This is a genomic window from Arenimonas sp. (assembly GCF_035312645.1).
In the GTDB taxonomy this organism is placed as follows: domain Bacteria; phylum Pseudomonadota; class Gammaproteobacteria; order Xanthomonadales; family Xanthomonadaceae; genus Arenimonas.
Genome location: NZ_DATGBO010000086.1, coordinates 1 through 25,864, shown reverse-complemented (window position 1 = coordinate 25,864; position 25,864 = coordinate 1). Strand labels below are relative to the sequence as shown.

Sequence of the window (25,864 nt, the reverse complement as noted above, 5' to 3'; positions counted from 1 at the left end):
GGATCGCTCATGGGGGAAGGGCGAGGGCCGGCGCGGCGTTGCGCAAATGCTACCGGAAGCGACCGCGGCCCACATGCGCGGCGAGCGCCGCCAGCAGGTCGGCGGGCAAGGCGCTCGCCGCGATGATCGGTGACGGCCATCCGAGCGCCTCGACCTGCGCCGCCAACCGCGCGCTGCTGACCACGCAGGGTCGGCGCAGAAGCGCGTGGCGGTCGTCGTCGGCCAGCGCCTGCCAGAGCGTCGTCAAGGCCTCGCCACTGCTGACCAGCAGCGCGGCGGTTTCCGGCAATGCGCGCAGCTGGCGCAGGCGTCGCGGCGACGGCGTCATCGCGACGCGACGATAGACATCGGCGCGAAATATTTCCGCGCCACGAGCACGCAGTGTCGTCGCGATCAGATCACGCCCTGCAGGTGCAGTGAGCACACCGATGCGCAAACCTTTCGGCGTCGCGAGCCAGGGATGCGCGAGCAGCGATTCGGAATCGAAACCATGCTCGGGCGTATGCACATCGGCGATGCCCATGCGCCTGAGTACAGTCGCGGTTCCCGTGCCGATCGCGAGCCAGCGTTGTCCGCGCCGCGCCTTCAATAAATGCTGCGCCGACGCGCTGCGCGCCGCACTGGGACTGGTTGTCAGCACGATGTCGGTGCGCAGCGCGGCCTGCAATTGGCGACCTGCATCCATCGTTTCGATGCGCATCGTAGACACTGCGAACACGCGCGCACCAAGACGATGCGCCACACGGCGCAGTACGGCGTGACCATCCTTCGGACGCAATGAAATGACGTACCATTTGTGCAGGGACGTTGCAGTTTTCGCGCGCGGCATGCGGCGAGCTTGGCACAAGCCCACCGACAAGGCCACGCAATGACAGCGATGACAGAACTCAGCGCGCTCGATAGGTATTTCGACGCGATGCCACCGGCTGCCGCGATGCGGATCCGCGCCGAACGTTTCGATGGCGACCTGCTGGCTTTGCATGCGCCGCTGACCGCCAATCTCAACGACAAGGGCTGTGCTTTCGGCGGCAGCCTCGCGAGTGTGATGACGCTCGCCGGTTGGGGGCTGCTGACGCTCAAGCTCAAGCGCGCCGGTCTCGACGCCGAGGTCTACGTCGCCGACAGCCAGGTCCGGTATCTCGCGCCGCTTTACGACGATCTGCGCGCCGAGGCCACGCTCAGCGACGGCGGCGATTGGGACGCGGCCCTGCATTGTTTCCGCAGTCGCGGCCGTGCCCGGTTGGCCCTGGGCGCGTTGGTGCGATCGGCGGATGGCCGCCTGGTCGCCAGCCTGCAGGCGCGGTTTGCGATCATGCCGCAGACAAATGGCGGCCAATAGGCATAATGGGGTCATGAACGCACTCGCCCGCTTCGTCGCCCCTGCCCTGCTCCTGCTGCTCGTTGCCTGCGGCAGCGGCAACGTCAAGAACAGTCCCGACAAGGTGTTCTTCGATTACAACGGCGCGATCCGCTGGAGTGAATTCGACCAGGCCTGGGCCTTCGTCGATCCGGCCGTGCGTATCGAAAAACCGTTGACCGATCTGGAGCGCGAGCGCTTCAAGCAGATCCAGGTCACCGGTTACGAGGTCAAGAGCCGCGATGATTCGCAGCCCGGCATCATCGATCAGGTCGTCGAGATCCGCCTGATCGGCAAGAACACGCAGGCCGAGCGCACGATTCTCGATCACCAGACCTGGCGCTGGGACGAGGCCGGCAAGCATTGGTGGCTGATGAGCGGCCTGCCGAATTTCGACAACCAGTAGCGCCTCCGTTTTGGCGCGCTTGGCGGCGGCGACCCCGACGCCGATAATGCCGGCCGGCATTACCCATCGAGTCCCACCCCCATGACCCTGGCTTCCCTGCTGGCCTTCGCCAGCGCCAATTCGTTTCTTTCGTTCGCCCTGCTCGGCCTGACCCTGGCGCTGATCTACACCGAGCTCAGCCGCCTGATGGTGGGTTACAAGTCGGTCAATCCCGCCGCGCTGACCGCCCTGATCAATCGCGAGAACGCCTTGCTGGTGGATGTCAGCCCGGCGGCGGATTTCGAGAAAGGCCACATCGCCGGCGCACGCAATGTGCTGGTCAGCCAGTTCGACCCCGAGAACAAGCTGCTGGCCAAGGCCAAGGAACTGCCAGTGGCTGTCACCTGCCGCAATGGCGTTGCTTCTTCGGACGCGGCCAAGCGGCTGGTGAAGGCTGGCTTCCAGAAGGTGTATTGGCTCGACGGCGGCGTCGCCGCGTGGCAACAGGCCGACCTGCCACTGATCAAGGGCAAAGGCTGAGTCCTTCTGGCGTGCCGGCCATTGATTTGGTCGGCCTTGGACGCCATGCAATAATCGTTGTTTCCCCTTATCGCAAGACTTCCGGAGTTTCCCCATGACCGACCAGACCACGCCCGTTGCCGGCGCCGATGCCGCTGCGCAGCAGGCCCAGTTCACCGTCGAGAAGATCTACCTCAAGGACGTGTCCTTCGAGGCGCCGAACGCCCCGCAGATCTTCAGCGAGCAGGGTCAGCCGCAGCTGAACATGAACCTCAACCAGAAGGTTGCCCGCATCGGCGAGGAAATGTTCGAAGTCGTGCTCGGCGTCACCCTGACCTGCACCCTCGCCGAGAAGACCGTGTACCTCGCCGAAGTGCAGCAGGCCGGCGTGTTCGGTCTGGCCGGTTTCGACGAGCGCACGCTGGACATGATGCTTGGCACCTACTGCCCGAACGTGTTGTTCCCGTACGTGCGCCAGTCGGTCAGCGAGCTGATCGTCAGCGGTGGTTTCCCGCCGTTCTACTTGCAGCCGATCAATTTCGAAGGCCTGTACGCCGAAGGCCTGCGTCGTCGCTCCGAGCAGGGTCAGGGCCCGGTTGCCCTGGCCGAGGGCGGCAACGCCTGATCGGCTAGCGGGGCCATGAGCACCGCCAAACCTGCCATCGCGGTATTGGGCGCCGGTTCCTGGGGAACCGCGCTCGCCACCCTGCTCGCCCGTCATGAATATCCGACGGTGATCTGGGGGCGCAATGCCGAGCAGATCGCCGCGATCGATCAACGGCACGAAAACCCGCGCTACCTGCCGGGCGTGCCGCTGACCGAATCTCTGCGTGCCACCACCGATCTTGCCGCCGCCGTCGCGTCGGCCGATCTGTTGCTGGTGGTCACGCCCAGCCATGCCTTTACCGAAACCCTGCGCGCGCTCGCGCCGCATCGCCGGCCGGCCGCCGGCGTGGCTTGGGCGACCAAGGGTTTCGAGCCGGGCTCCGGTCGTTTTTTGCATGAGGTTGCCGAAGAAATCCTCGGCACCGGCGTGCCGCTTGCCGTGGTCACCGGGCCTTCTTTCGCCAAGGAAGTCGCGCAGGGTTTGCCCACCGCCGTCACCGTGCATTCGGACGACGAGGCATTCGCGCAGACCGTCGCCAACGCATTGCATGGCCCGGCATTCCGCGCCTACACCGGCAACGACATGCTCGGGGCCGAACTCGGCGGCGCGATGAAGAATGTACTCGCCGTTGCCACCGGCATCGCCGACGGCATGGCGCTGGGTTTGAACGCGCGCGCCGGTCTGATCACCCGTGGTCTCAATGAAATGCTGCGCTTGAATGTCGCGCTTGGCGGCCGTGCGGAAACGCTGATGGGTCTCGCCGGACTCGGCGATCTGGTGCTGACCTGCACCGGCGACCTGTCGCGCAATCGCCGCCTGGGCCTGGCCTTGGGGCGAGGGCAATCACTGCAGGAAGCCGTTGCCGAAATTGGCCAGGTGGTGGAATCGGTGCAGACCTCGGATGAAGTGATGCGCCTGGGCGATCGCCACGGCCTCGAGTTGCCGATCAGCGCGCTGGTGCACGCCGTGCTGCATGAAAAGATCACTCCGCGCGAAGGCCTGCAACGCCTGCTCGCGCGCGAGCAGAAACCCGAATATCCCGACGGCTTGTTCGAGTAGCGCGCTGCGCTGCAGTGTTCGCGGGCCGATCAGGCGAATTGCAGCTGCCGCCAAGCCTCGAAAACCGCGATCGCGACGGTATTGGACAGATTGAGGCTGCGCTGCCCGGGCCGCATCGGCAGAGTCAGGCGATGGTTTTCAGGCAGGGCCGCGAGCACTGGCTCCGGCAGGCCGCGCGATTCCGGGCCGAACAGGAAGGCATCGCCCGCCTGGTATTGCACCGTGTCGTAGCGCTGCCGGCCGCGCGTGGAGAAAGCGAACAGTCGCGACGGTGCCAGCGTTGCCAGGCAGGTTTCGAGGTTGGGGTGGCGCCGGATCTCGGCAAACTCGTGGTAGTCGAGGCCGGCGCGGCGCAGCTTCGCGTCGTCCAGCGAGAAACCCAGCGGTTCGATCAGATGCAGCTGCGCGCCGGTGTTGGCGCACAGACGGATGATGTTGCCGGTATTGGGCGGGATTTCGGGCTCGAACAGCAGGACATGCAGCATCCGGCCATTATGCCCGGCAGGCCCGGCCCCATCGCGCCGACAGATTGCCCAGGTCGGCCGGCGCGGCGGCCAGACGCAGGGTCATGAACCGGTGCTCGACCAGCTCGCAGGAATGCCGGGCCTGGGCGATCACGGTCACGGCAGTGACGGTCGTCGGCAGCTGGTCTGCCGAAGCGGCCGGCGGTGAGGTCAGGGCCAGTAGTGCGAACGCGGCCAGCAATGGCAGGGCGAGGGCACCGCGGGAGAGTTGCGTGGAAAGCGACATGGTCGTTCACCGTTGGCTGGGATGACAGCCATACAGCAGGAACCGTGCCATGCAACAAGTTATTGAAAATCATGTAGATACGTGGCGGCAAAGCATGTCCGGGTGTCCGCTTATGCGTCCAGCCGTCCGCCTCACTGTCCGGTTTTGCAAGCGGACAGCGGCGCCTGCAGGCCCGCCTGCCATTGCGCCTCGGCCGCCGCGCGCGGCGGGCTGGCGAAATCGATGCGTGTCGTCAGCTGCGCATCGCCCTGGTCGTCGCGCAGATTGCTCAGACCTTCGAAACGCAGCAGGCGCCGGCTAGCCTGACCATAGAAGACGTCGATATGCGGCACCAGCCAACCCAGCAGGCCGCCGAGCTGCAGGCGGAAAATCCATGCCGGCTCGCCGGCGATCTGCAACTGGCCGATCCGGCGCACGGTGAAGCCGATGCTTTCGAGTCGTGCGGGGACGGCGAAATCCAGCGGTACCGCGCGTCCGGCCAGCAGCGGCTGCCAGTGCTCGCGGATGAATTCGTCGAAGCCGGCATCGACCACCAACTGCTGCGGCGAAAGCGCAGCGGATTTTTCCGGAGCGCCGCTACTGCTGCGCACGAACACCGTCGGCGTCGCGCCTTGGCGCAGGCCTTCGCGATAGCCGCTGCGGCTGTCTTCGAAATGGAAGGCGGGCGCCGTTGCCGACTGCCGGTAGTCGACCTGCTTGCGCCCGAACAAGGTGCCGTCCGGGCAGCGATAAAGCACCAGGCGCTCGGTCGGGTGGTCACCGTCGCTGCGCAGCCAATGCTGTTCGCGGTACAGCTCGGCGTGGGAGTCGGGATTGCTGGCGATGCCTTCCTCGAAGGTCAGCCCGGCGCTCGCGATCGCCGGCGTCAGTAAAAATAAACTCGACGACGCGGCCAGCCACCAGCGCGACCTCACCACGGCAGCGGCTCGCCGTGGCGGTCGAGAAATACGCCGGTGGTTTCGATCGGCAGTCGTTTCAGGGTGGCCAGCATCGCGTGCACTGCTTCCTCGGGTTCCAGGTTGGCCTGCGGCCCACCCATCTCTGTACGCACCCAACCCGGATGCAGATTCACCACGCGGATGCCGGGCTCGATCAGCGCCTGCGCCATCATCACGCCGGCCATGTTCAGGCCGGCCTTGCTGATCGCGTAACTGGGCGTGTGGAATTGATGCGTGCTGGCGATAGATCCCAGCGTCGAGCTGATGTTGGCCACCAGTGGCGCGTGACCATGCGTGAGCAGCGCAGTCAGCGCCTGCGTCAGCAGCAGTGGCGCGATCGTGTTGATGCGCAATGAAGTCTCCAGCGCGCTGGCGTGCAGCTGGCCGAAGCGCTCGCCCGGCACCAGCACGCCGGCATTGTTGATCAGCAGGTCCAGCGCCTCGATGCGTTGGCCGACCGCATACGCGAATTCCGGCAGGCGATCGAAATCGCCGACGTCCAGCGCGACGATCTGCAAAGCCTCGCCGTGCAGCACCTGCAATTCGGCCAGCGCCGGCGTCGTCTGCCGGGAAGCGGCGACGACGGTATCGCCCCCACGCAGCAGCTGGCGCACGAACTCCAGGCCGAGACCGCGGCCGGCGCCGGTGACCAGACTGCGACGGGGCAGGGACGAGATCATCACGGGACTATGCCTTCAGGCCTAGTGTAAGCACCGTCAAGGCTGGGCTAGGATGCGCGACCCGCGTCACATTCCCTCTGTCCCCCAGGTGCTTTCCATGACGACCCTGCTGCGCCGGCCACGTGCCTCCTTGCTTGCCCTCGCCATCGCGCTCGCCGCCGGCTTCCCGATGTCCTACGCCGCCGAAACTCCGCAGGCCAGTCTGGACATTCCGTTCGAGCAGTTCACCCTGGCCAACGGCCTGCGCGTGATCGTGCATTCGGATCACAAGGCGCCGGTAGTGTCGGTGGCGATCTGGTACCACGTCGGCTCCAAGGACGAACCCACCGGCAAGACCGGCTTCGCGCACCTGTTCGAGCACCTGATGTTCAATGGCTCGGAAAACCACAAGGGCGAGTATTTCGAACCCTTCGAAAAAGCCGGCGTTTCCGACATCAACGGCAACACCTGGCTCGATCGCACGATGTATTTCGAAACCGTGCCGACCACCGCGCTGGACATGGCGATGTGGATGGAATCGGACCGCATGGGCCATCTGCTTGGTGCGATCGACCAGGCCACGCTTGATGAGCAGCGTGGCGTCGTCCAGAACGAAAAGCGCCAGGGCGAAAACCAGCCCTACGGCCGCGTCGACGAACGCATGCTGGCGCAGACTTTCCCCGCTAACCATCCCTACCACCACGACACCATCGGCTCGATGGCCGACCTCAACGCGGCCTCGCTCGCCGACGTGAAGACCTGGTTCCAGAACTATTACGGCGCGGCCAATACCGTGCTCGTGCTCAGCGGCGACATCGATGCCGCCACCGCCAAAGCCAAGGCGATCAAGTATTTCGGCGACATCCCCGCCGGCCCGGCCGTGACCCGCCAGGCCGAATGGGTCGCGCCGCGCGCGACCTCGACCCGCGACCAGATGGATGACCGCGTCGCCCAGACCCGCATCTATCGCGAGTGGAATATCCCGGCGCGCAGCGAGCGCGATTTCATCCTGCTCGATCTCGCCGCCGACATCCTCGCCAACGGCAAGACCTCGCGCCTTTACCAGCGCCTCGTCTACAAGGACAAGCTGGTCGACGACGTCGAGATCGGCGTCACGCCGTTCGAACTCGCCAGCCAGTTCGTGCTGCAGGCCGATGTGAAGCAAGGTGTTGATCCGGCCAAGGTCGAAGCCGCCGTCGCCGAGGAATGGAACAAATTCCTCGCCGAAGGCCCGACCGCCGACGAGTTGTCGCGCCTGCAGGTGCAGAACCGTGCCGGCACCATCCGCGGCCTCGAGCGCGCCCTCGGCAAGGCCTCGCGCCTCGGCGAAAGCGCGCTCTATCTCGGCGACCCCGATGGCTGGAAGCGCACCTTTGCCTGGAACCAGGACGCCACGCCCGCCGACGTGCAGGCCGCCGCGAAGAAATGGCTGAGCCATGGCGACTACACCTTGACCGTGGTCCCGACCAAGACCGCGCCCAAGGAAGAAGAAGTCGCCGGCTTGCCGGCGTCGTCCGATCGTCCTGCCGACAAGGCCGGCGCGCCGACCGACAAGCTCACCGTCACGCCCTCCGACGTCAATCGCGCCCTCGGCGTGCCGGCGGTCACCAGCTATCCCGACCTGAGCTTCCCGAAGGTCGAGCGCGGCAAACTCAAGAATGGCATCGAAGTCGTGCTCGCCGAGCGCAACACCATTCCGGTGGTTCGCCTCAGCCTGCAGTTCGACGCCGGTTACGCCACCGATGCCGGCCACAAGCTCGGCACCGCCAGTTTCGCCACCGCCTTGATCGATGAAGGCACCAGCAAGCTCGATTCGGTTGAAATCACCCAGCGCCGCGAACGCCTGGGCATGACCATGTCCACCGGCTGCGGTCTCGACAGCTGCACCGCCGGTACCAGCATCCTCAAGAGCAATCTCGCGCCGTCGCTGGCCCTGCTCGCCGACGTGGTGCGCAACCCGGCCTTCCGCGACGCCGACATCGAGCGCGTGCGCGCGCAGTGGCTGGCCGGCATCGCCCAGGAAAAGACCCAGCCGGTCGGCCTGGCGCTACGCACGCTGCCGCCGCTGCTTTACGGCAAGGGCCATCCGTATGCGATCCCGTTCTCGGGCACCGGTACCGAAGCCGCAATCAAGGCGCTGAACGCCGCCGACCTGCGCAGCTGGCAGGCCGCGTGGCTGCGCCCGGACAACGTGCGCATTCTCGTCGCGGGTGACACCACCCTGCCCGAGATCATCGCGCAGCTCGATGCCGTGTTCGGCGACTGGAAGGCCCCGGCAACCGCCCGCGGCCACAAGGCGATCCCCAAGGTCGCCAACCAGACCGCGCCGCGCGTGTTCCTGATCGACAAGCCGGGCGCGCAGCAGTCGCTGATCCTGGCCGGTTTGCTGGCGCCGCCGACCACGGTCGCCAACAACCTCGAGATCCAGACCATGAACGGCGCGTTCGGCGGCGCCTTCACCTCGCGCCTCAACATGAATCTGCGCGAGGACAAGCACTGGGCCTACGGCGCCTACAGCTTCAGCCAGGACGCCCTCGGCCAGCGCCCGTACATGCTCTATGCGCCGGTGCAGACCGACAAGACCGCGGAATCGGCCGCGGAAATGTTGAAAGAGGTCAAGGGCGTGATTGGCGACAAGCCGCTGACGTCGGCCGAAGTCAGCAAGATCAAGAACAACGACGTGCGCGGCCTGCCGGGCGGTTACGAAACCGCCGGCGCGGTGCTCGGTGCGCTTGAGGACAATGCTTTGTACGGCCGTCCGGACGATTACGTCAGCACGCTCAAGCAGCGCACGGAAGCGCAGACCGACGACCAGGTCCGCGCCGCCGCCAAGCAGGTGATCAAGCCGCAGTCGCTGACCTGGGTGATCGTCGGCGATCTGTCGAAGATTGAAAGCGGCGTGCGTGCGCTCAACATCGGTCCGGTGCAGGTGATCGATGCCGACGGCAAACCGGTCGCGACCAAGGCCGCCGCGAAGCCCGCCGCCGCGAAGCCGGCGTCAGCAAAACCGGCGAAGTAAGCTCACGGCTCATTGCTGATTCACGACGGGCGGGGCGACAATCCCGCCCGTCGTCATTTCTGCTGGAGTCTCCGCATGCGCTTTCCTGTCCTGTCCGCCGTCCTCGTGCTGTCCCTGTCGGCCTGCACCTTCGTGAAGATGGCGCCGGGTGGCGAGCAGATCAAAGTGGTCGCGGCCAACCGCGATATGGCGGCCTGCGAGAAGCGCGGCGAGATCGAGGTCTCGGTCAAGGATCGCCTCGGTCCGTATTCGCGCGACGCGCTGCGTGTGCGCGACGAGCTCGAAACCCTGGCGCGCAACGAGGCGCCCGGTCTCAAGGCCGACACCGTGCAGCCGAAAACCGAGCCGAAGGATGGCGTGCAGCGCTTCCTGGCGTTCCGCTGCAATGGCGCCGCCACGCCGGCCACGGCACCGGTCAAGGATCACGACAGCGCCGTCACCACGCCGCTCAAGGAATGACCAACCCGATGCGATGCCTGATCCAGCGCTCTTGTGGCAGCAGTTGCCGGCAGTTTTCATGATGTAGCGCGCGTTTTTGCCGCTCTTCACGGCGGTTCGGGTTGAGTACGGGGGCCGAAAGCGGTAACTTTGACCGGTTTCCCCCTAGGTTGCCTCCCATGCTGTTCACCCACGTCGCGATCGCCGGCCTCGCTCACATCGATGCCCCCCATGCCCTGAGCTCGGCCGACATCAATGCCCGGCTCCAGCCCACCATGGATCGCCTCGGCATCAAGACCGACGTGCTGCAGGACATCGCCGGCATCTTTTCCCGGCGCATGTGGGACGACGAGACCCAGGCCTCCGATGCCGCGACGATGGCCGCCGAGAAAGCCCTGATCGACGCCGGCGTGCCGCGCGACAAGATCGGTTTGCTCGTCAACACCTCGGTCAGCCGCGATTTCCTCGAGCCGTCCACGGCATCGATCGTCTCGGGCAACCTCGGACTCGGTGAAAACTGCCAGAATTTTGATGTCGCCAACGCCTGCCTGGCTTTCCTCAATGGCATGGACATCGCCAGCCGCATGATCGAACGCGGCGACATCGAATATGCACTCGTGGTCGACGGCGAAACCGCCAACCTCGTCTACGAAAAAACCCTGACCCGCCTTTCCGATCCCGGCGTCACCGAAGAACAGTTCCGCAACGAACTCGCCTCGCTGACCCTGGGCTGCGGTGCCGCCGCGATGGTGCTGGCGCGCGCCGAACTGGTGCCGGATGCGCCGCGTTACCGCGGTGGTGTCACCAAGGCCGCGACCGAGTGGAACACGCTGTGCCGCGGCAATCTCGACCGCATGGTCACCGACACCCGCATGCTGCTGATCGAAGGCCTCAAGCTGGCGCAGAAAACTTTCGCCGCCGCGCGCCTCGCGCTCGGCTGGGCGGTCGAGGAAATGGACCAGTTCGTGATCCATCAGGTCAGCCGCGTGCATACCGATGCCTTCATCAAGGCGTTCGGCATCGACCCGGCGAAAGTGCTGACCATCTTCAACGAGCACGGCAACATCGGCCCGGCCTCGGTGCCGATCGTGCTGAGCAAGCTCAAGGAAATGGGCCGGCTCAAGAAGGGCAATCGCGTCGCGTTGCTGGGTATCGGTTCGGGCCTGAACTGCTCGATGGCCGAAGTCGTCTGGTGAGCCACCCGTCCCTGAGCGCCGAGCAGGCGCGCATTCTCCACAAGGGCCCGTTCCCGGATTATCCGTTCAACCCGCGCCGCTTCGATCGTGGCGCCGGCATCGAGATGAGCTATCTCGACGAAGGTCGCGGCGATCCGGTGGTGATGCTGCACGGCAATCCGTCGTGGAGCTACTACTGGCGCAAGCTCGTGCTCGGCCTGCGCGACAACTACCGCTGCATCGTGCCCGACCACGTCGGCATGGGCCTGTCGGACAAACCCGGCGACGACAAGTATCTGTACACGCTGCAGTCGCGCGTGCACGACCTCGACCGCCTGCTCGATTCGCTGGACCTCGGCGACAACATCACCCTCGCCGTGCACGACTGGGGCGGCATGATCGGCTTCGGCTGGGCGCTCAAGCACAACGCCCGCGTCAAACGTCTGGTGATCCTCAACACCGCCTCGTTCCCGTTGCCTGCAGCCAAGGCGATGCCCTGGCAGCTCAAGCTCGGTCGCGATTCGAAAATCGGCACCGGTCTGATCCGCGGCTTCAACGCCTTCGCCGGCGGCGCCACCAAGCAGGGCGTGATGATTCCGATGTCGGCGGCAGTCAAGCGCGCATATGTCGCGCCCTACGATTCCTGGGCCAACCGCATCAGCACGCTGCGCTTCGTGCAGGACATTCCCCTGGGCACCGGCGACCGCGCCTGGCCGCTGCTCGACAAGGCGCAGAAAGCGTTGCCTTCGTTTGCCGACCGCCCCGCCTTCATCGGCTGGGGCCTGCGCGACTTCGTGTTCGACAAACACTTCCTCGACGGCTTCACCGACGCGCTGCCGAAGGCCGAGAAGCGCGTGTTCGGCGACGCTGGTCATTACGTGCTCGAAGACAAGGCCGACGCTCTGGTGCCGGCGATCCGCCACTTCCTCGACGCGCATCCGCTCTGACCCGCTTCGTAGGAGCCAGCTTGCTGGCGACTATGCTTGTCTCAAAGCAATGTCCGCTCAAGACCATCTGCTCGCGGGAATAGGGGCGTGCAGAAATCTCGCCATCGCACCCGCGCCGCCGCGGCCGACGGGGAATCCGTGCCGGTTCGGTCAGCACTTCCTGTCCTGACCGAACCGGCAGCGTCGTACCGGGAGCTTCGGGTACGCGGGTGCGAAAGCGCGGTGTCGCGCGCGTGTCTATCGCGCGAACAAAGGCTGCAGTCGGGCACAATTCAACCCATGACCGATCCCTGCAATATCGCCGCTACCTTGCCGCGCATGGCCGCCGAGCGCGGCGATCAGGTGGCGATGCGTTGCCCGGGCCGGCGTGGCGGCGAGGGTTTCGCCAGTTACGACCAGACGATCACCTATCGGCAACTCGAGGTTCGCTCCAACGCGATCGCCGCCGGCCTGACGCGCATCGGTATCGCCCGCGGCATGCGCACCGTGGTGATGGTGCGGCCGTCGCCGGAATTTTTCCTGTTGATGTTCGCGCTGTTCAAGATCGGTGCGGTGCCGGTGCTGGTCGATCCGGGCATCGCGCGCTCGGCGCTGAAACAATGCCTCGACGAAGCCGAGCCGCAGGCCTTCATCGGCATCCCGCTCGCGCATGCCGCGCGTCTGTTGCTGCGCTGGTCGCGCAGCGCGCGCATCCGGGTCACGGCGGGGCGACGCTGGTTCTGGGGCGGGCACACGCTCGCGCAAGTCGAAGCGCTAGGCGTCGACGCTGGCGCGCAACTCGTCGCCACTGCGCCCGATGACATGGCCGCACTGCTGTTCACCTCCGGCTCGACCGGCGTGCCCAAGGGCGTGGTGTATCGGCACCGGCATTTCGTCGCGCAGATCGATTTGCTGCGCGATGCGTTCGGCATCGAAGCCGGCGGCATCGACTTGCCGACGTTCCCGCCGTTCGCGCTGTTCGATCCCGCGCTCGGTCTGACATCAATCATCCCCGACATGGATCCGACCCGGCCGGCGCAGGCCGATCCGCGAAAATTGCTGCATGCGATCGAAAAGTTTTCCATCACGCAATTGTTCGGATCGCCGGCGCTGATGGCGGTGCTGGCGAAACACGGCGCCAAGCTGCCGACGGTCCGGCGTGTCACCTCCGCCGGCGCGCCGGTGCCGCCCGACGTCGTGGCGAAAATGCGCGAACTGCTGCCGGACGACGCGCAATTCTGGACGCCGTACGGCGCCACCGAATGCCTGCCGGTTGCGGTGATCGAAGGCCGCGAATTGCAGGCGACGCGCGCGGCGACCGAACGCGGCGCCGGCACCTGCGTCGGTCTTCCGGTGGCGGCCAATGATGTGCGCCTGATTTCAATCACCGATGCGGCTGTCGCCGAATGGAACGACGATTTGCAGGTTGCACGCGGCGTCGTCGGTGAAATCACCGTCGCCGGCCCGTCGGCGACCGACGAATATTTCCGCCGCCCGCAGGCCACGGCGCTGGCGAAGATTCGTGAGCGTTGCCATGACGACAGCGCGCGCATCGTACATCGCATGGGTGATCTCGGCTGGTTCGACGAACACGGCCGGCTGTGGTTCTGTGGCCGCAAATCGCATCGCGTGCAGACAGCGAGCGGCGCTTTGTTCACCGAACAGGTCGAGCCGGTATTCAACACGCATCCGGAAGTACGGCGCACGGCGCTGGTCGGTGTCGACATCGCGCCGAAGCAGCGACCGGTGCTCTGCATTGAATTGCGCGCAGGTGTCGCGGTTTCCGAGCAGGCGCGCATCCGTGCCGAGTTGTTGAAAATCGCCGCTGGCTTCGAACATACCCGCGGCATCGACACGATTCTTTTCCACGCCGGATTTCCGGTCGACATTCGCCACAACGCCAAGATCGGTCGCGAACAACTGGCGGCATGGGCGAGCAAACAGATGGGCGCGCGCGCATGAATGTCCTGGTCACCGGCGGCAGCGGCTTTCTTGGCCGCGCACTCTGCGCCGCGTTGATCGCCCGCGGCTATACCGTCAGCAGCTATCAGCGCAGTTTTTCGCGAGACCTGGAAACGCTGGGCGTGCGCCAGGTGCTGGGCGATCTCACCGATGCCGACGGTCTGGCGAAAGCCTGCGTCGGCCAGGATGCGATTTTCCACAATGCGGCGAAAGCCGGCGCCTGGGGCAGCTATCGGAGTTATTTCGACGCCAACGTGCGCGGCACGGAAAACGTGATCGCCGCCTGTCGAGAAAATTCCGTGGGAAGAATCGTTTACACCTCCACGCCCAGCGTCACCCACAGCGGCCGCACCCCGGTCGAAGGCGGCAACGAGATCAACACGCCCTACGGCGAAAATTTCAAGGCGCCGTATCCAGCGACAAAAAAAATCGCCGAGCTCGCGATGCTCGCCGCGAACGACGCACAACTCGCAACGGTCGCGTTGCGTCCGCGGCTGATCTGGGGCCCGGGCGACACGCAGTTGCTGCCGCGCCTGGTCGAACGTGCGCGCGCTGGGCGACTGCGTTTCATCGCCGGCGGCGACAACCGCATGGACACGACCTACATCGACAACGTCGTGCAGGCGCACCTGGCAGCCTTCGATCATCTCGCGCCCGCCGCGGCCTGCGCCGGCAAGGCCTATTTCATTTCCAACGGCGAGCCGACCAGCGCACGCGAGATCGTCAACGCGTTGCTGCAGGCAACCGGCACACCCGCGATCAGCGCCAGCATTCCGTATCCGATTGCGTATGCCGCCGGCGCGCTGCTTGAAGCCGTCTGGCATGTATTGCCGATGCGCGGCGAGCCGCCGATGACGCGTTTCCTCGCCGAACAATTGTCGACGCCACATTGGTACGACATCAGCGCGGCAAAACGCGACTTCGGCTACGCCCCGACCATCGACCTCGCCGAAGGCCTGCGCCGCACCGCTGCCGATTGGGCGCGACGCTCCGTGGGAGCGGGCACGACCGCGAACCCATGATGTGCCGCACACGGTCCGTCGCGGCCATGCCCGCTCCCACATGACTACAATGCGCCCATGAGCACACCCTCGCCCTTCGCTGCCCTCAAGCCGATTGCCGGCCGCGCGCTGGAAATCGCGCTCAATCGTCTGGTCGCGCTCGATCCCGATACGCGCAAGGCGCTCGCTGCCCTCGACGGCAAGCGCATCGAGCTCGCGCTGGAAGCCCCGGCCATCGCGCTGTCGATCACGGTCCGTGATGGCAGCCTCGATGTCGGTCCGGCGAATCCGGACAGCGAGGCCGATCTCGGTCTGCGTGCGACGCTCGGCGGTCTGTTCGCGCAGTTGCCGTTCGCGCGTAGCAGCGGCGCTGCGCCGGTTGGCAAGCTGCGCATCAACGGCGATGCCGAACTCGCGCGCACGTTGCAGCAACTGGCCGACCGTTTCGATCCCGACTGGGAAAAACCTTTCGCCGACACCCTCGGTCCGATCATCGGCCCGCAGGTCGCGCGTACCTTGCGCGAAGGTCTGCGCGCCGGCAGCAAACTGGCGCAGAACCTCGCGCGCGATGCCGCCGAATTCGTCACCGAGGAGTCGCGCGATGTCGTCGCCAAGGCGGAGCTCTCTGCCTTCCACGATGACGTTGACGCGCTGCGCGATCGCAGCGAACGCCTGATCGCGCGCGTCGACAGACTGGCGACGAAAGCGGGCGACCCGGCATGACGAAATCGGCCTTCCGCGCGCTGCGCATCGTCCGCGTGCTGCTCAAGCACCGGCTCGACGGCCTGCTGGAAAACACCGCGTTCGGGCGCTGGCTGTGGTTGCTGCGGCCGTTTTCGGCGGTGCGCAGCGACGAGGCGAACCTGCCGCGCGGGCAGCGTCTGCGTCTGGCTTTGCAGGAGCTCGGACCGATCTTCGTGAAGTTCGGCCAGGTGTTGTCGACGCGTCGCGATCTGCTGCCACCCGACATCGCCGACGAATTGAACCTGCTGCGCGACCAGGTCGCGCCGTTCGACGGCGAGCTCGCCAAGAGCGAAATCGAACGCGCGCTGGGCAGGCCGGTCGGCGAGTTGTTCGCGAGTTTCGATCCCACGCCGCTGGCGTCGGCGTCGATCGCGCAGGTGCATCCGGCCACGCTGCACGATGGCCGCGAGGTCGTGATCAAGGTGTTGCGTCCGAACATCCGCGCGCAGATCGACGCCGACATCGGCCTGCTGCGCACGCTCGCCTCGTTCGCCGATCGGCATCATCCGAACGCGGAGAAAATCCAGCCACAAGCGGTCGTTTCGGAAATCGAAGGCACGCTGTACGCCGAGCTAGACCTGCAGCGGGAAGGCGCCAACGCCAGCCTGATGCGCCGGCTCTGGCTCGATTCCGACGACCTGTACGTGCCGGAAGTGCATTGGCCGCTGTCGAGCGAAACCGTGCTGACGATGGAGCGCGTGTACGGCATCGGCTCCGACGATGTCGCCGCGATCGACGCCGCCGGCATCGACCGCAGCGCGCTCGCCGCCAAGGGCGTGCGTGTGTTTTATACGCAGGTGTTTCGCGACAATTTCTTCCACGCCGATGCCCACGCCGGCAATATCTGGGTGGACGCGACGCGCAAGGACAATCCGCGTTTCATCGCGCTCGATTTCGGTATCGTCGGGCAGTTGCCGGCGCGCGACCAGTTCTACCTCGCCGAGAATTTCATGGCGATCTTCCAGCGTGATTACCGCCGCATCGCCGAGCTGCACGTCGAGGCCGGCTGGATGCCGGCGCATATCCGCATCGATGAACTCGAAGCCGCGACGCGCTCGGTGTGCGAACCGTATTTCACCCGGCCGCTGTCGGAAATCTCGATCGCCGAAGTGATGGTGAAGTTGTTCCGCACTGCGCAGCGCTACCAGCTGACGCTGCAGCCGCAGTTGATCCTGCTGCAGAAAACCCTGCTCAATGTCGAAGGCGTTGCGCGCCTGCTCGATCCGAAGCTGGATATTTTTTCCGTCGCCTCGCCGGTGCTGGAAAACATCCTGCGCGAGCGCTACAGCCGCAAGACCTTGATGGCGGAATTCCGCAAGCGCCTGCCGGAACTGATCACCCATGCGCCGGACATGCCGCGCCTGCTGCGCGACTGGTTGTCGCAGCAGGTCGATGGCCGGCATTCGTTGCGCATGCAGTCCGACGATCTCGCCGAGCTCGCGCGCATTTCCCGCGAAGGCCAGCGCCACGCCGTGTACGCGATCCTCGGCACGGGGCTGATGATCACCGCCGCAGTGCTCTTCACGTTCGACCGCGGCGGCCCGCATCTGCTCCACCTCACCGCCGCCACCTGGATCGCCGCCGCCGCCGCGCTGGGCGCGTTCATGGCGGCGTGGCCGCGGCGCTGATTTTTCGTCTCTTGTTTTCCCTTACTCCTCGCCGAGGGTTTGCTTGATCGCAGAAAGCCGCCTTCCGGGCAACAATCCCGTTCCGAACACGCGAAATGCCCCTCCCCCTGTTCGCAGGGGGAGGCTGGGAGGGGGTAGAGGCTTGCGGCAGATATGGAACAACGCACGACATCTGCGCAGAAGCATGACCGACGCCGAACGCGCGCTTTGGCGACATTTACGCGGGGAGCAGATGCGCGGCTTGAAGTTCCGTCGTCAGTATCCGATCGCTGGATATATCGCTGATTTTGCTTGCATTGAAGCGAGGATGGCCATCGAGCTTGATGGCGGACAGCATTTGCTTCAGATGGGATACGACCGCAGGCGCAGCCTGATGCTTGAGCGCGACGGGTATCGGGTGCTGCGTTTCTGGAACGATCAGGTTCTATTGGAAATGGACGCGGTGCTGGCGGAGATTTTTCGACAGATTTCTACCCCACCCCGACCCTCCCCTGCGAGCAGGGGAGGGGGATGAGCGGCCTGGAAGGAAATCGAGGCAACAGATGAAACACGAAAGATGATGATCGTCGTTCTCTACGAAGACCCGTACCTCGCCGTCGTCGACAAGCCTGCCGGTTTGATGGCGCATGCGAGTGCGATGGCGCGGGGCGAGGATGATTTTCTCGACGAGCGCCTGCGCGAGCAGTTCGGCAAACCCATCCATCTGATCCATCGTCTCGATCGCGCGACCAGCGGCTGCCTGCTGGTGGCCTTTGATCGCGAGGTCGCGGCGGCGCTGGGACAGGTGTTCATGTCGCGCGAGGTCGACAAGCATTACCTGGCGATCTGTCGCGGCTGGCCCGAGGAAAGTTTCGTCATCGATCACGATCTCGACGGCGGGCCCGGCAAGCCGGTGAAGAAGCCGGCGATCACGCAGGTCGTGCGCCTCGCCACCGCCGAGATCGAGACGCCGAGCGCGCAGCATCCGACCTCGCGTTATGCATTGCTGCGCTGCTCGCCGCAGACCGGGCGCTTCCGGCAGATCCGTCGGCATCTCAAGCATGTATTCCATCACCTGATCGGCGATTCCAGCCATGGCGACGGCCGCCACAACCGCACGTTCCGGATGCGCGGCGTGCATCGGATGTTGCTGCACGCCTGGCAGCTGTCGTTCCTGCATCCGGTCAGCGGCGCGCGCATCACGGTGACGGCGCCGCTGGACGACGAGTTCCGCAAGGCGCTGGACGTGTTGGGGATGAACGCGGTCGAGTGAATTGACGCGGCGCGTGCATGGCGCACATCGAGGGCCTTGAATGCGACCGGATCAGGCGTCAGGCTAGCCGCATGGCCAAGCTCTATTTCTATTATTCGGCGATGAACGCCGGCAAGACCACGACGCTGTTGCAGAGCGCGTACAACTACCACGAGCGCGGCATGCGCACGCTGATCCTGACGCCGCGGCTGGACAATCGCGCCGGCGAAGGCGTGGTCGCTTCACGCATCGGCCTGAAGGCGCGCGGCGTGATCTTCGAACGCAGCGACGACCTCGAGCGCATCGTGCGTGCCGACATTGATGCCCGCGGCAAACTCGATTGCGTGCTGGTCGACGAGGCGCAATTCCTCAGCAAGCCGCAGGTCTGGCAGCTCAGCGAGATAGTGGACGCGCTCAGGATTCCGGTGCTCGCTTATGGGCTGCGCACCGATTTCCGTGGCGAGTTGTTCGAGGGCAGCCAATACCTGCTGGCCTGGGCCGACAACCTCATCGAGATCAAGACCATCTGCCACACCGGCAAGAAGGCGACGATGGTGGTGCGCGTCGACGAAAACGGCCGCGCGGTCACCGACGGCCCGCAGGTCGAGATCGGCGGCAACGACCGCTACGTGTCGGTCTCGCGTCCCGAGTTCAAGAAGATCATGGCCGGCGAAGGCCGCATCGATCTGCAGCAACCGCCGCTCCCGCTGGACGAGGGCCTCTAGAAAGTTCAGATCGGTGCGGGGCAGTTCGCGTCGATCTGCATGAGCCGGCGCAGCAGGCGCAGGCGTTCGGGATCTTCGCGGCGCGCGGTGTCGATGACCTTGCTGCGCTGCAGCTGGCCGGCTGCGCCGGCGCCGTTTTGACACGCATGTGCTGCCTGCAGTGCCAGCGCCTGCCAGCGCAGGCGGCGATACGCGGCTTCATCAGGCAGGCGATCCAGCGCCACCGCGATGCGTTCGGCGGCGTCGGCGGCGCCGGTGCGCAACGCCCAGCGCGCTTCGGTGAGCGCGAGGCCGGCGTCCTTGGCCTGGGCGGCGTCGCGCAGATCCACCTGATCGAGCCAGGCGCGCGCCTGTGCCGGATTGTCGCGATCGAGCGCGGCGTCGGCGAGTGCAGCCAACGCCGGCGCGGGATTTTCGACATCGCGCGCGCGGATCACCGCGATGCATTCGCGGCCGCTGTTTTCTGCCGCGTCGACCTTGGCCTGATCGCTGCGCGCGAGTGCTAGCCAGCAAAGATCCCAGGCATGCGTCGACAGTTGCGTATGCGACCGCCAGGCGCGCACCGCATCGGTGAGCGCGGCTTCGGCATCGGCGGCGTGATCGCGATCCAGCGCGAGACGACCGCGCAGACTGTCGACGCCGGCCTGTTCGAGGCTGTCGTCGCCCCAGCGTGCATGCATGCTGTCCTGCGCAAGGCGCAGCAGGCGGTCGGCCTCGTCGAGCTTGCCGACCTGCGCCAGCACTTCCGCGAGCCGCAGCTGCACGGCGGCCGTGCGCGGATGCTGCGTACCAAAACGACCGAGCGCGATGTCCAGCGCCTGGCGATATGCGGCTTCGGATTCGATCAGGTTGTTCTGGCGGCCGTAGGCATCGCCGAGACTGCGCCAGATGTCGACGCCGAGTGCGTTGCGTTCGCCACCGGCGTTGCGCAGTTTCGCCAGCGCGTCGCGCAGCGCGGAAATGCCGCCGGCGAGATCACCATCGTCGATCTTTAGCAGGGCCAGATCGGTCTGGCTTTCCGCTTCCAGCGCCGGGTTGTCGCCGCCGCCGCGGCGCAGCTGCAAAGCCTGACCAAACAGATCGCGCGCGACCTCGCGGCCTTGCATGCGGCCATGGCAGCGCGCCAGTTGCGAGAAAAATTCCGCGACCACCAGCGGCGAACGCCCGGCCTCCGCCTGCGCGCTTGCGAGCAGCGGGCCGAGCGCGGCGAGGCAGTCCTGCGGGCGATCGAGTTCGCGCAGGCTGCGGCCACGCAGCGCGGCCGATTCCAGTACCAGCGACGGCGGCGCGGACGGGCCGAGGATGTGGATGAGTTCCTGCTGGCGATCGAGCAGTTGCAGCGCTTCCTTGTCGTCGCCCAGGCCCGAGCGTAGTCGCGCGATAAGGCCGAGCAGTTCCGCACGTGCCTGCGGCTGCGTGCCCAGCTCGGTATCGGCGCGGCTGACGCCGGCGTCGAGCAGCGCGCGCACGTCCAGGCCTTGCGCGTTGTTGGCGTTGCCGGTGTTCTCGAACAGCGCGATCACGAAATCCTGCATCGCCTGCGCACGCGTGGCTTCCTTGACGGCGCGGTCGGCCTGCCAGGAAAAAATCGCCAGCGAGACCACCATCAGGCCGCTGATCACGGCGGTCAGGCCCACCGCCACCGCGTGTCGGCGCAGGTATTTGCGCACGCGATAGGCCATGCCCTGTGACCGCGCCTGCACCGGCTGGCCTTCCAGATACCGGCGCAGATCCTGGGCCAACGCTTCGACCGAGGGATAGCGCAGCTCCGGCGCTTTCGCGAGCGCCTTGAGGATGATGTTGTCGAGGTCACCGGCGAGCATGCGCATGCGTCGGCGATCGACCAGCAGGCCGCTTTCGCGAGCGAGTTTCGCCACCGCCAGCGATGGCCGCACCGGCTCGGCGGTAAGGATGGCTTCTTCCCAGGCGGCGTCGGTCTGCCGCGGCAGATCGTAGGGAATGCAGTCGGTAAGCAATTCGTACAACACCACGCCCAGCGAATAGACGTCGGTCATGGTGGTGATCGGTTCGCGGCGCAGTTGCTCTGGCGCGGCGTAGTGCAGGGTGAAGGCGCGGCTATCGGTCTGGGTGATCTCGGTGTGTTCGCCAGTCACCTGGTCAAGCAGCTTGGCGATGCCGAAATCGAGCAGGCAGACTTCCGCTGCCGGCGTGACCAGGATGTTGGAAGGCTTGAGGTCGCGGTGCACCACCAGGTTGGCGTGCGCGTGGCTGACCGCCGCGCAGACCTGCGCGAACAGGTTCAGGCGCGTGCGCACGTCGAGGCCGTGTTTCTTGGCGTAGTCGGTGATGGCGTCGCCGCGCACGTAATCGAGCGCGAGATAGGGCTGGCCGTCCTGGCTGATGCCGGCGTCGAGCAGGCGCGCGATATGGGCGTGGCCAAGGCGCGCGAGAATCTGTCGCTCGCGCGTGAAGCGCGCACGCAGGCCGGCGTCGCCAAGGCCGGGGCGCAGCAGTTTCAGTGCGACGCGGCGCTCGTACAGGCCGTCCGAGCGCATCGCCAGCCAGACCTGGCCCATGCCGCCTTCGCCCAGCGGCGCGACCAGGCGGTACGGCCCGATCTCCTGGCCCGCCTGCGGCGAAAACAGCGAAGCATCGACCATGGGTTTGGCGAGGAAATCGGGGCGCTCGTCCTCGAGCAGCAGCATCTTGCGCAGTTCGGTGCCGATCTCGGGATCGTCGGCCTCGATCCGGACGAGGCGGGCGGCGCGCTCCTCGCCCGTCAGTTCCAGCAGTTCATCGAGCAGGGGCGAAAGGCGCGACCAGCGTTCGCCATGCATGCGCGGCCGACCTCAGCCCTGCAGCGATGCCAGCAGATACATGCGCGCCTTCTGCCAGTCGCGGCGGACGCTGCGCTCGGAGCGCTTGAGCAGCGCGGCGATCTCGGCTTCCGACAGGCCGGCGAAATAGCGCAGCTCCACGACTTGCGCGAGGCGCTGGTCGACATCGGCGAGGCGGGTCAGGGCGACGTCGAGGCCGAGCATGTCCTCGTCCATGCGCATGCCGCCGCCGAGGTCCTCGGGCAGGTCGGTGACGCGGTGCAGGTCGCCGCCGCGCTTCACGGCCAGTCGCTGGCGGGCGTAATCGACCACCACACTGCGCATCGCCGAGGCGGCATAGGCGAAAAAGTGCGCGCGGTCCTCGAACTCGGCATCGGCGCGGCCGACCAGGCGCAGGTAGGCCTCGTGGACCAGGCCGGTGGCATCGAGGGTATGGCCGTTCTGGCCGCCGAGCTGGCGCCGGGCCATGCCGTGCAGCTCGCGGTAGAGCGTGGACAGCACGAGATCGAGCGCACTGCGGTCGCCACCGCGTGCTGCGCTCAACCACTGCGTGATGTCTGCCGTTTCGCTCATGAGTCCCCGGACCCGTCTACGCGGGTTGCCGACACTATAGCCCGAACGTGACGGGTGTCACGTCGGGGGAATGGGAATGGGGAGAGGGGAGACGGGAGACGGGAGACGGGAGACGGGAGACGGAGTGAGCGGTGAGCGGTGAGCGGTGAGCGGAGAAGGTGAGGCTTCGGGGTTGATGGGGGTTTGGTATGGCTTTCGATATTCCCTTGAAATATCCCGTCATCCCCGCGAAGGCGGGGATCCAGTGACTTTCTGTTTCGTCGCCCGGGGACACAAAAGCAAAGACGCTGGATCCCCGCCTTCGCGGGGATGACGAAGCCCCATATGCTTTTTCCGCTCACCGCTCACCGCTCACCGCTCACCGCTCACAGCTCACCGCTCACCGCTCACCGCTCACCGCTCACCGCTCCCCGCTCACTTCTGACACCGCCCGCACCACGCCGAAGCACGACCACCTATGCGAGTGTCGCGGATGCGGCGGCCGCAGACCTTGCAGGGTTCGCCTTCGCGGCCGTAGACAAACAATTCCTGCTCGAAATAGCCCGGGGCGCCGTCGGCGTTGAGGAAGTCGCGCAAGGTGGTGCCACCGCGTTCGATCGCGTGGGTGAGGATGTCTTTCACCGCGGCAGCCAGCTTCGCATAGCGCTCGCGGCTGATCGTGCCGGCGGCGCGGGTCGGGGCGATGCCGGCGCGGAACAGGCTCTCGGCGACGTAGATGTTGCCGACGCCGACGACGATGCCCTGATCTATGACGAAGGTCTTGACCGGCGCCTTGCGGCCACGACTGAGGGCGAACAGGTATTCGCCGTCGAAGTCGTCGGACAGCGGCTCCGGCCCGAGATCGCGCAGCAGGTCGTGGGTCTCGCCGGTGGCCTGCCAGAGCAGGCAGCCGAAACGGCGTGGGTCGGTGAAGCGCAGCACGCGGCCGGAATCGAGCGCGATGTCGACATGATCGTGCGCGCCGATCGCGCTGTCCGCTGGCAGGATCCGCAGCACGCCCGACATGCCCAGGTGCAGCAACGCGCTACCGGCGTGGGTGTCCAGCAACAGGTATTTGGCGCGGCGGCGCACGGCGAGAATTTTCTCGCCCGGCAGCAGCTCGCGCACCTCCGCCGGAATGGGCCAGCGCAGATCGGGACGGCGCAGCGTGACCGCAGTGATGCGGCGCTGCGTTAGATGTGGCATCAGGCCGCGACGGGTGGTTTCGACTTCGGGCAGTTCGGGCATGGGCCGAAGTGTAGCGCTGCGGTGCAGCGAGACCGCGAGGTGACAAGCGCCATGGTGAAGGGCTACCTTCATCCGGGATTCAAACCGCCGGGGCCTACACTCCGGCGCAATCGAGCCAGGCCCGCCTGGCGTCGACACTCCACGCCTACGGGCGCTGGCCCCGGGCAACCGGTCACGCAAGATCGAGAAGGAGATTTTCGATGCGCGCTATATCCAGGGCTGTTCTGCTCGTACTTATCTGTTTCGCCGGCTTCGCCGCGCCGGTCGCGGCCCAGAGCCTGCCCCCGGGCAGTTATCTGGAAACCTGCACCAACGCGCGCGTCGACGGGGGCTGGGGCAACACTTACGCCGGCACCTTGCGCGCTGATTGTTCCGACAGCCGCAACCGCATCAAGTCCACCAGCATCGCTGCCGACTGCGATGGCGACATCGTCAACAACAACGGCAAGCTGCAGTGCATGCGCTACGGCAATGGCTATGGCAATGGCTACGGAAACAACTACGGCAACAACGGTTACAACATCCCGGCCGGCAGCTATCGCATGACCTGCTACGGCTCGCGCATGAACGGCGCGATGCTCACCTCGATCTGCCTCGACGACCGCAACGGCCAGCGCACGACCTCCATCAATGCCGATAGCTGCCAGGGCCGCGACATCGGCAACGTCAACGGTGGCCTGCGCTGCCTGAACCCGCCGCCGGCCGGCTCCTACCAGCAGACCTGCGACAGCGCCTACGTCAATAGCAACACCCTGACCGCACGCTGCGCCGACCAGAACGGTTACCCGCGCCGCACCACGCTCAACGTCAACAGCTGTCGCAATCGCGACATCTCCAACAACGGTGGTCGCCTGTCCTGCAGCAACAACGGCAATGGCGGCTTCCCGATCGGTTCCTACCAGCAAAGCTGCAACAGCGCCTCGATCAAGGGCAGCACGCTCACCGCGACCTGCCTGGACGGCAACAACTATCCGCGGCGCACGTCGATCAACGTCAACAACTGCCGCGGCCGCGACATCGGCAACAACAACGGTTACCTGCAGTGCAACGACTACAACAACGGCTATAACAACGGCTATAACAATAACAATGGCTATGCCAACGGCATGCCGCTGGGCAGCTATCAGCAGAGCTGCACCGGCGCCTACATGAGCGGCCGCACGCTCAACGCCACCTGCGCCACGGCCAATGGCTCGACCCGGCGCAGCTCGATCAACGTCGACAACTGCCGCGGCCAGGGTATCGGCAACAACAACGGCTACCTGCAGTGCAGCGATACCGCTTACAGCGGCAACAACGGCGGCATCGCCGGCACGGTGCCGCCGCAGGGCAGTTATCAGGCGACCTGCACCGGCGCCTACGTGCGTGGCGGCATCCTCGCCGCGACCTGCCCCGACTCTTACGGCCGCTTCAAGATGACTTCGCTGAACATCGCCACTTGCTACGGCCGCGATGTCGCCAACAGCAACGGCACGTTGACCTGCCGTTGATCGTGCAGCGGATCGCCCTGGCCGGATAAACCGGTCAGGGCCTCCGGGATAGCTTGTCTGGGGGCCGCGCGCCCCCATACCTGGGGGCAGGGTGACGTCGCGCCGATCGGTGGGCATCATGCCCGCCACGCGCCGCCCGCCCGGCGCCGATTCCGGAGTTTCCCGCGATGTTTGCCGCTTCACTCGATTGGCTTTCCCGCGGCCTGACCCAGGCCGCGTACTGGCAGATGGCCGTGTATTTCCTGGTGATGGTGCAGCTGACCATTTTCACCACCACGCTCTACCTGCACCGCAGCGCGACGCATCGTGGCGTCGATTTCCACCCGTTGCTCACGCACGCATTCCGCTTCTGGTCCTGGCTGACCATGGCGATGGTGACCAAGGAATGGGTCGCCGTGCATCGCCTGCACCACGCCCGCTGCGAAACCGCCGAAGATCCGCACAGCCCGCGTTTCCACGGCATCAATCAAGTGCTCTGGCGCGGCGTCGAGCTCTACCAGGACGCGCGTCTGGACAAGGCGATGCTGGAAAAATACGGCAAGGGCACGCCCGACGACTGGCTCGAGCGCCACGTCTATACGCCGCGCTCGACGCTGGGCCCGATACTGATGCTGGTGATCGATGTCGCGTTGTTCGGCCTGCCGGGCCTGTTG

General features: G+C 65.9%; 25 protein-coding genes and 1 pseudogene. 18 read left to right on the top strand and 8 right to left on the bottom strand.

Translation table 11 applies throughout. From position 1 onward, the window contains the following. Nucleotides 1–49 precede the first annotated feature (49 nt). Nucleotides 50–829: a uroporphyrinogen-III synthase gene (locus tag VKM35_RS08000; RefSeq protein ID WP_324320176.1), complete on the bottom strand. Its 780-nt coding sequence runs from the start codon at nt 827–829 to the stop codon at nt 50–52. 39 nt (nt 830–868) lie between these two features. Here VKM35_RS08000 and VKM35_RS07995 point away from each other — a divergent pair, with 39 nt between their 5' ends. The 5 genes from VKM35_RS07995 to VKM35_RS07975 all read left to right on the top strand — a co-directional run bounded on the left by VKM35_RS07995 (nt 869) and on the right by VKM35_RS07975 (nt 3,927). Further along, complete coding sequence (locus VKM35_RS07995; protein ID WP_324320174.1) at nt 869–1,339, top strand: YiiD C-terminal domain-containing protein; 471 nt, start codon at nt 869–871, stop codon at nt 1,337–1,339. Nucleotides 1,340–1,352: 13 nt separating this feature from the next. Next, a complete protein-coding gene (locus tag VKM35_RS07990) occupies nt 1,353–1,763 on the top strand; it encodes a hypothetical protein (RefSeq protein WP_324320172.1) in 411 nt (136 codons plus the stop codon). An 81-nt stretch (nt 1,764–1,844) separates the two neighbouring features. Then, the gene (locus tag VKM35_RS07985; protein ID WP_324320170.1) at nt 1,845–2,282 is read left to right on the top strand and encodes a rhodanese-like domain-containing protein; all 438 of its coding nucleotides are present in this window, start codon (nt 1,845–1,847) and stop codon (nt 2,280–2,282) included. A gap of 94 nt (nt 2,283–2,376) precedes the next feature. Continuing rightward, on the top strand, nt 2,377–2,886 hold the full coding sequence (secB, locus tag VKM35_RS07980) for a protein-export chaperone SecB (RefSeq protein ID WP_324320168.1): 510 nt from the start codon (nt 2,377–2,379) through the stop codon (nt 2,884–2,886). 15 nt (nt 2,887–2,901) lie between these two features. Next, on the top strand, nt 2,902–3,927 hold the full coding sequence (locus tag VKM35_RS07975) for an NAD(P)H-dependent glycerol-3-phosphate dehydrogenase (RefSeq protein WP_324320167.1): 1,026 nt from the start codon (nt 2,902–2,904) through the stop codon (nt 3,925–3,927). Between the two features lie 29 nt (nt 3,928–3,956). Here the strand turns inward: VKM35_RS07975 and VKM35_RS07970 are convergent, their stop codons facing one another. From VKM35_RS07970 to VKM35_RS07955, 4 genes are all read right to left on the bottom strand, one after another. Beyond that, nucleotides 3,957–4,412, bottom strand: a complete 456-nt coding sequence (locus tag VKM35_RS07970; RefSeq protein WP_324320165.1) for a tRNA (cytidine(34)-2'-O)-methyltransferase — start codon at nt 4,410–4,412, stop codon at nt 3,957–3,959. A 7-nt stretch (nt 4,413–4,419) separates the two neighbouring features. Then, nucleotides 4,420–4,677, bottom strand: a complete 258-nt coding sequence (locus VKM35_RS07965) for a hypothetical protein (RefSeq protein ID WP_324320162.1) — start codon at nt 4,675–4,677, stop codon at nt 4,420–4,422. A 131-nt stretch (nt 4,678–4,808) separates the two neighbouring features. Continuing rightward, nucleotides 4,809–5,591: a hypothetical protein gene (locus VKM35_RS07960; RefSeq protein ID WP_324320160.1), complete on the bottom strand. Its 783-nt coding sequence runs from the start codon at nt 5,589–5,591 to the stop codon at nt 4,809–4,811. After that, nucleotides 5,588–6,295: an SDR family oxidoreductase gene (locus VKM35_RS07955; RefSeq protein ID WP_324320158.1), complete on the bottom strand. Its 708-nt coding sequence runs from the start codon at nt 6,293–6,295 to the stop codon at nt 5,588–5,590. Before VKM35_RS07955 ends, VKM35_RS07960 begins: the two co-directional genes overlap by 4 nt. Before the next feature lie 109 nt (nt 6,296–6,404). Here VKM35_RS07955 and VKM35_RS07950 point away from each other — a divergent pair, with 109 nt between their 5' ends. From VKM35_RS07950 to VKM35_RS07900, 11 genes are all read left to right on the top strand, one after another. Further along, nucleotides 6,405–9,293 carry a pitrilysin family protein gene (locus tag VKM35_RS07950; protein WP_324320203.1) on the top strand — a complete coding sequence of 963 codons (2,889 nt, stop codon included), beginning with the start codon at nt 6,405–6,407 and terminating at the stop codon, nt 9,291–9,293. Between the two features lie 75 nt (nt 9,294–9,368). Continuing rightward, a complete protein-coding gene (locus VKM35_RS07945; RefSeq protein ID WP_324320156.1) occupies nt 9,369–9,752 on the top strand; it encodes a DUF4156 domain-containing protein in 384 nt (127 codons plus the stop codon). Between the two features lie 158 nt (nt 9,753–9,910). Next, the gene (locus tag VKM35_RS07940) at nt 9,911–10,927 is read left to right on the top strand and encodes a 3-oxoacyl-ACP synthase III (RefSeq protein WP_324320154.1); all 1,017 of its coding nucleotides are present in this window, start codon (nt 9,911–9,913) and stop codon (nt 10,925–10,927) included. A 104-nt stretch (nt 10,928–11,031) separates the two neighbouring features. After that, complete coding sequence (locus VKM35_RS07935) at nt 11,032–11,853, top strand: alpha/beta fold hydrolase (protein ID WP_324320201.1); 822 nt, start codon at nt 11,032–11,034, stop codon at nt 11,851–11,853. A gap of 279 nt (nt 11,854–12,132) precedes the next feature. Next, nucleotides 12,133–13,794 (top strand): olefin beta-lactone synthetase, encoded by a 1,662-nt coding sequence (oleC, locus tag VKM35_RS07930; protein WP_324320152.1) that lies wholly within the window; start codon nt 12,133–12,135, stop codon nt 13,792–13,794. Continuing rightward, nucleotides 13,791–14,816, top strand: coding sequence for an NAD-dependent epimerase/dehydratase family protein (locus tag VKM35_RS07925; RefSeq protein WP_324320150.1), 1,026 nt, complete (start codon nt 13,791–13,793; stop codon nt 14,814–14,816). Before oleC ends, VKM35_RS07925 begins: the two co-directional genes overlap by 4 nt. A gap of 57 nt (nt 14,817–14,873) precedes the next feature. Beyond that, the gene (locus VKM35_RS07920) at nt 14,874–15,518 is read left to right on the top strand and encodes a ubiquinone biosynthesis accessory factor UbiJ (protein WP_324320148.1); all 645 of its coding nucleotides are present in this window, start codon (nt 14,874–14,876) and stop codon (nt 15,516–15,518) included. Then, entirely contained in the window at nt 15,515–17,167 is a 1,653-nt protein-coding gene (gene ubiB / locus VKM35_RS07915) for a ubiquinone biosynthesis regulatory protein kinase UbiB (protein ID WP_324320146.1), read from the top strand. Before VKM35_RS07920 ends, ubiB begins: the two co-directional genes overlap by 4 nt. Nucleotides 17,168–17,309: 142 nt before the next feature. Continuing rightward, the gene (locus VKM35_RS07910; RefSeq protein WP_324320144.1) at nt 17,310–17,681 is read left to right on the top strand and encodes an endonuclease domain-containing protein; all 372 of its coding nucleotides are present in this window, start codon (nt 17,310–17,312) and stop codon (nt 17,679–17,681) included. Nucleotides 17,682–17,726: 45 nt separating this feature from the next. Then, entirely contained in the window at nt 17,727–18,419 is a 693-nt protein-coding gene (locus VKM35_RS07905) for a pseudouridine synthase (protein ID WP_324320142.1), read from the top strand. Between the two features lie 71 nt (nt 18,420–18,490). Then, the gene (locus tag VKM35_RS07900) at nt 18,491–19,123 is read left to right on the top strand and encodes a thymidine kinase (protein ID WP_324320140.1); all 633 of its coding nucleotides are present in this window, start codon (nt 18,491–18,493) and stop codon (nt 19,121–19,123) included. A gap of 5 nt (nt 19,124–19,128) precedes the next feature. On the opposite strand, the gene VKM35_RS07895 is transcribed toward VKM35_RS07900, so the two are convergent. From VKM35_RS07895 to mutM, 3 genes are all read right to left on the bottom strand, one after another. Continuing rightward, the gene (locus tag VKM35_RS07895) at nt 19,129–21,921 is read right to left on the bottom strand and encodes a serine/threonine-protein kinase (protein ID WP_324320138.1); all 2,793 of its coding nucleotides are present in this window, start codon (nt 21,919–21,921) and stop codon (nt 19,129–19,131) included. Between the two features lie 12 nt (nt 21,922–21,933). Beyond that, nucleotides 21,934–22,494 (bottom strand): ECF-type sigma factor, encoded by a 561-nt coding sequence (locus tag VKM35_RS07890; protein ID WP_324320136.1) that lies wholly within the window; start codon nt 22,492–22,494, stop codon nt 21,934–21,936. A 414-nt stretch (nt 22,495–22,908) separates the two neighbouring features. Then, nucleotides 22,909–23,721: a bifunctional DNA-formamidopyrimidine glycosylase/DNA-(apurinic or apyrimidinic site) lyase gene (mutM, locus tag VKM35_RS07885; protein WP_324320134.1), complete on the bottom strand. Its 813-nt coding sequence runs from the start codon at nt 23,719–23,721 to the stop codon at nt 22,909–22,911. A 200-nt stretch (nt 23,722–23,921) separates the two neighbouring features. Between mutM and VKM35_RS07880 the strand changes: the two genes are divergently transcribed. Further along, nucleotides 23,922–25,211, top strand: a complete 1,290-nt coding sequence (locus tag VKM35_RS07880) for a CVNH domain-containing protein (RefSeq protein WP_324320132.1) — start codon at nt 23,922–23,924, stop codon at nt 25,209–25,211. Nucleotides 25,212–25,378: 167 nt separating this feature from the next. Continuing rightward, nucleotides 25,379–25,864: pseudogene (locus VKM35_RS07875) on the top strand (acyl-CoA desaturase); the annotation flags it as partial.

What these genes read in the sequence shown, in the direction of transcription:
- VKM35_RS08000 (WP_324320176.1), bottom strand. Translation starts at nt 829, where the DNA reads ATGCCGCGCGCGAAAACTGCAACGTCCCTGCACAAATGGTACGTCATT.
- VKM35_RS07995 (WP_324320174.1), top strand. Translation starts at nt 869, where the DNA reads ATGACAGCGATGACAGAACTCAGCGCGCTCGATAGGTATTTCGACGCG.
- VKM35_RS07990 (WP_324320172.1), top strand. Translation starts at nt 1,353, where the DNA reads ATGAACGCACTCGCCCGCTTCGTCGCCCCTGCCCTGCTCCTGCTGCTC.
- VKM35_RS07985 (WP_324320170.1), top strand. Translation starts at nt 1,845, where the DNA reads ATGACCCTGGCTTCCCTGCTGGCCTTCGCCAGCGCCAATTCGTTTCTT.
- secB (WP_324320168.1), top strand. Translation starts at nt 2,377, where the DNA reads ATGACCGACCAGACCACGCCCGTTGCCGGCGCCGATGCCGCTGCGCAG.
- VKM35_RS07975 (WP_324320167.1), top strand. Translation starts at nt 2,902, where the DNA reads ATGAGCACCGCCAAACCTGCCATCGCGGTATTGGGCGCCGGTTCCTGG.
- VKM35_RS07970 (WP_324320165.1), bottom strand. Translation starts at nt 4,412, where the DNA reads ATGCTGCATGTCCTGCTGTTCGAGCCCGAAATCCCGCCCAATACCGGC.
- VKM35_RS07965 (WP_324320162.1), bottom strand. Translation starts at nt 4,677, where the DNA reads ATGTCGCTTTCCACGCAACTCTCCCGCGGTGCCCTCGCCCTGCCATTG.
- VKM35_RS07955 (WP_324320158.1), bottom strand. Translation starts at nt 6,295, where the DNA reads ATGATCTCGTCCCTGCCCCGTCGCAGTCTGGTCACCGGCGCCGGCCGC.
- VKM35_RS07945 (WP_324320156.1), top strand. Translation starts at nt 9,369, where the DNA reads ATGCGCTTTCCTGTCCTGTCCGCCGTCCTCGTGCTGTCCCTGTCGGCC.
- VKM35_RS07940 (WP_324320154.1), top strand. Translation starts at nt 9,911, where the DNA reads ATGCTGTTCACCCACGTCGCGATCGCCGGCCTCGCTCACATCGATGCC.
- VKM35_RS07935 (WP_324320201.1), top strand. Translation starts at nt 11,032, where the DNA reads ATGAGCTATCTCGACGAAGGTCGCGGCGATCCGGTGGTGATGCTGCAC.
- oleC (WP_324320152.1), top strand. Translation starts at nt 12,133, where the DNA reads ATGACCGATCCCTGCAATATCGCCGCTACCTTGCCGCGCATGGCCGCC.
- VKM35_RS07925 (WP_324320150.1), top strand. Translation starts at nt 13,791, where the DNA reads ATGAATGTCCTGGTCACCGGCGGCAGCGGCTTTCTTGGCCGCGCACTC.
- VKM35_RS07920 (WP_324320148.1), top strand. Translation starts at nt 14,874, where the DNA reads ATGAGCACACCCTCGCCCTTCGCTGCCCTCAAGCCGATTGCCGGCCGC.
- ubiB (WP_324320146.1), top strand. Translation starts at nt 15,515, where the DNA reads ATGACGAAATCGGCCTTCCGCGCGCTGCGCATCGTCCGCGTGCTGCTC.
- VKM35_RS07905 (WP_324320142.1), top strand. Translation starts at nt 17,727, where the DNA reads ATGATCGTCGTTCTCTACGAAGACCCGTACCTCGCCGTCGTCGACAAG.
- VKM35_RS07900 (WP_324320140.1), top strand. Translation starts at nt 18,491, where the DNA reads ATGGCCAAGCTCTATTTCTATTATTCGGCGATGAACGCCGGCAAGACC.
- VKM35_RS07895 (WP_324320138.1), bottom strand. Translation starts at nt 21,921, where the DNA reads ATGCATGGCGAACGCTGGTCGCGCCTTTCGCCCCTGCTCGATGAACTG.
- VKM35_RS07890 (WP_324320136.1), bottom strand. Translation starts at nt 22,494, where the DNA reads ATGAGCGAAACGGCAGACATCACGCAGTGGTTGAGCGCAGCACGCGGT.
- mutM (WP_324320134.1), bottom strand. Translation starts at nt 23,721, where the DNA reads ATGCCCGAACTGCCCGAAGTCGAAACCACCCGTCGCGGCCTGATGCCA.
- VKM35_RS07880 (WP_324320132.1), top strand. Translation starts at nt 23,922, where the DNA reads ATGCGCGCTATATCCAGGGCTGTTCTGCTCGTACTTATCTGTTTCGCC.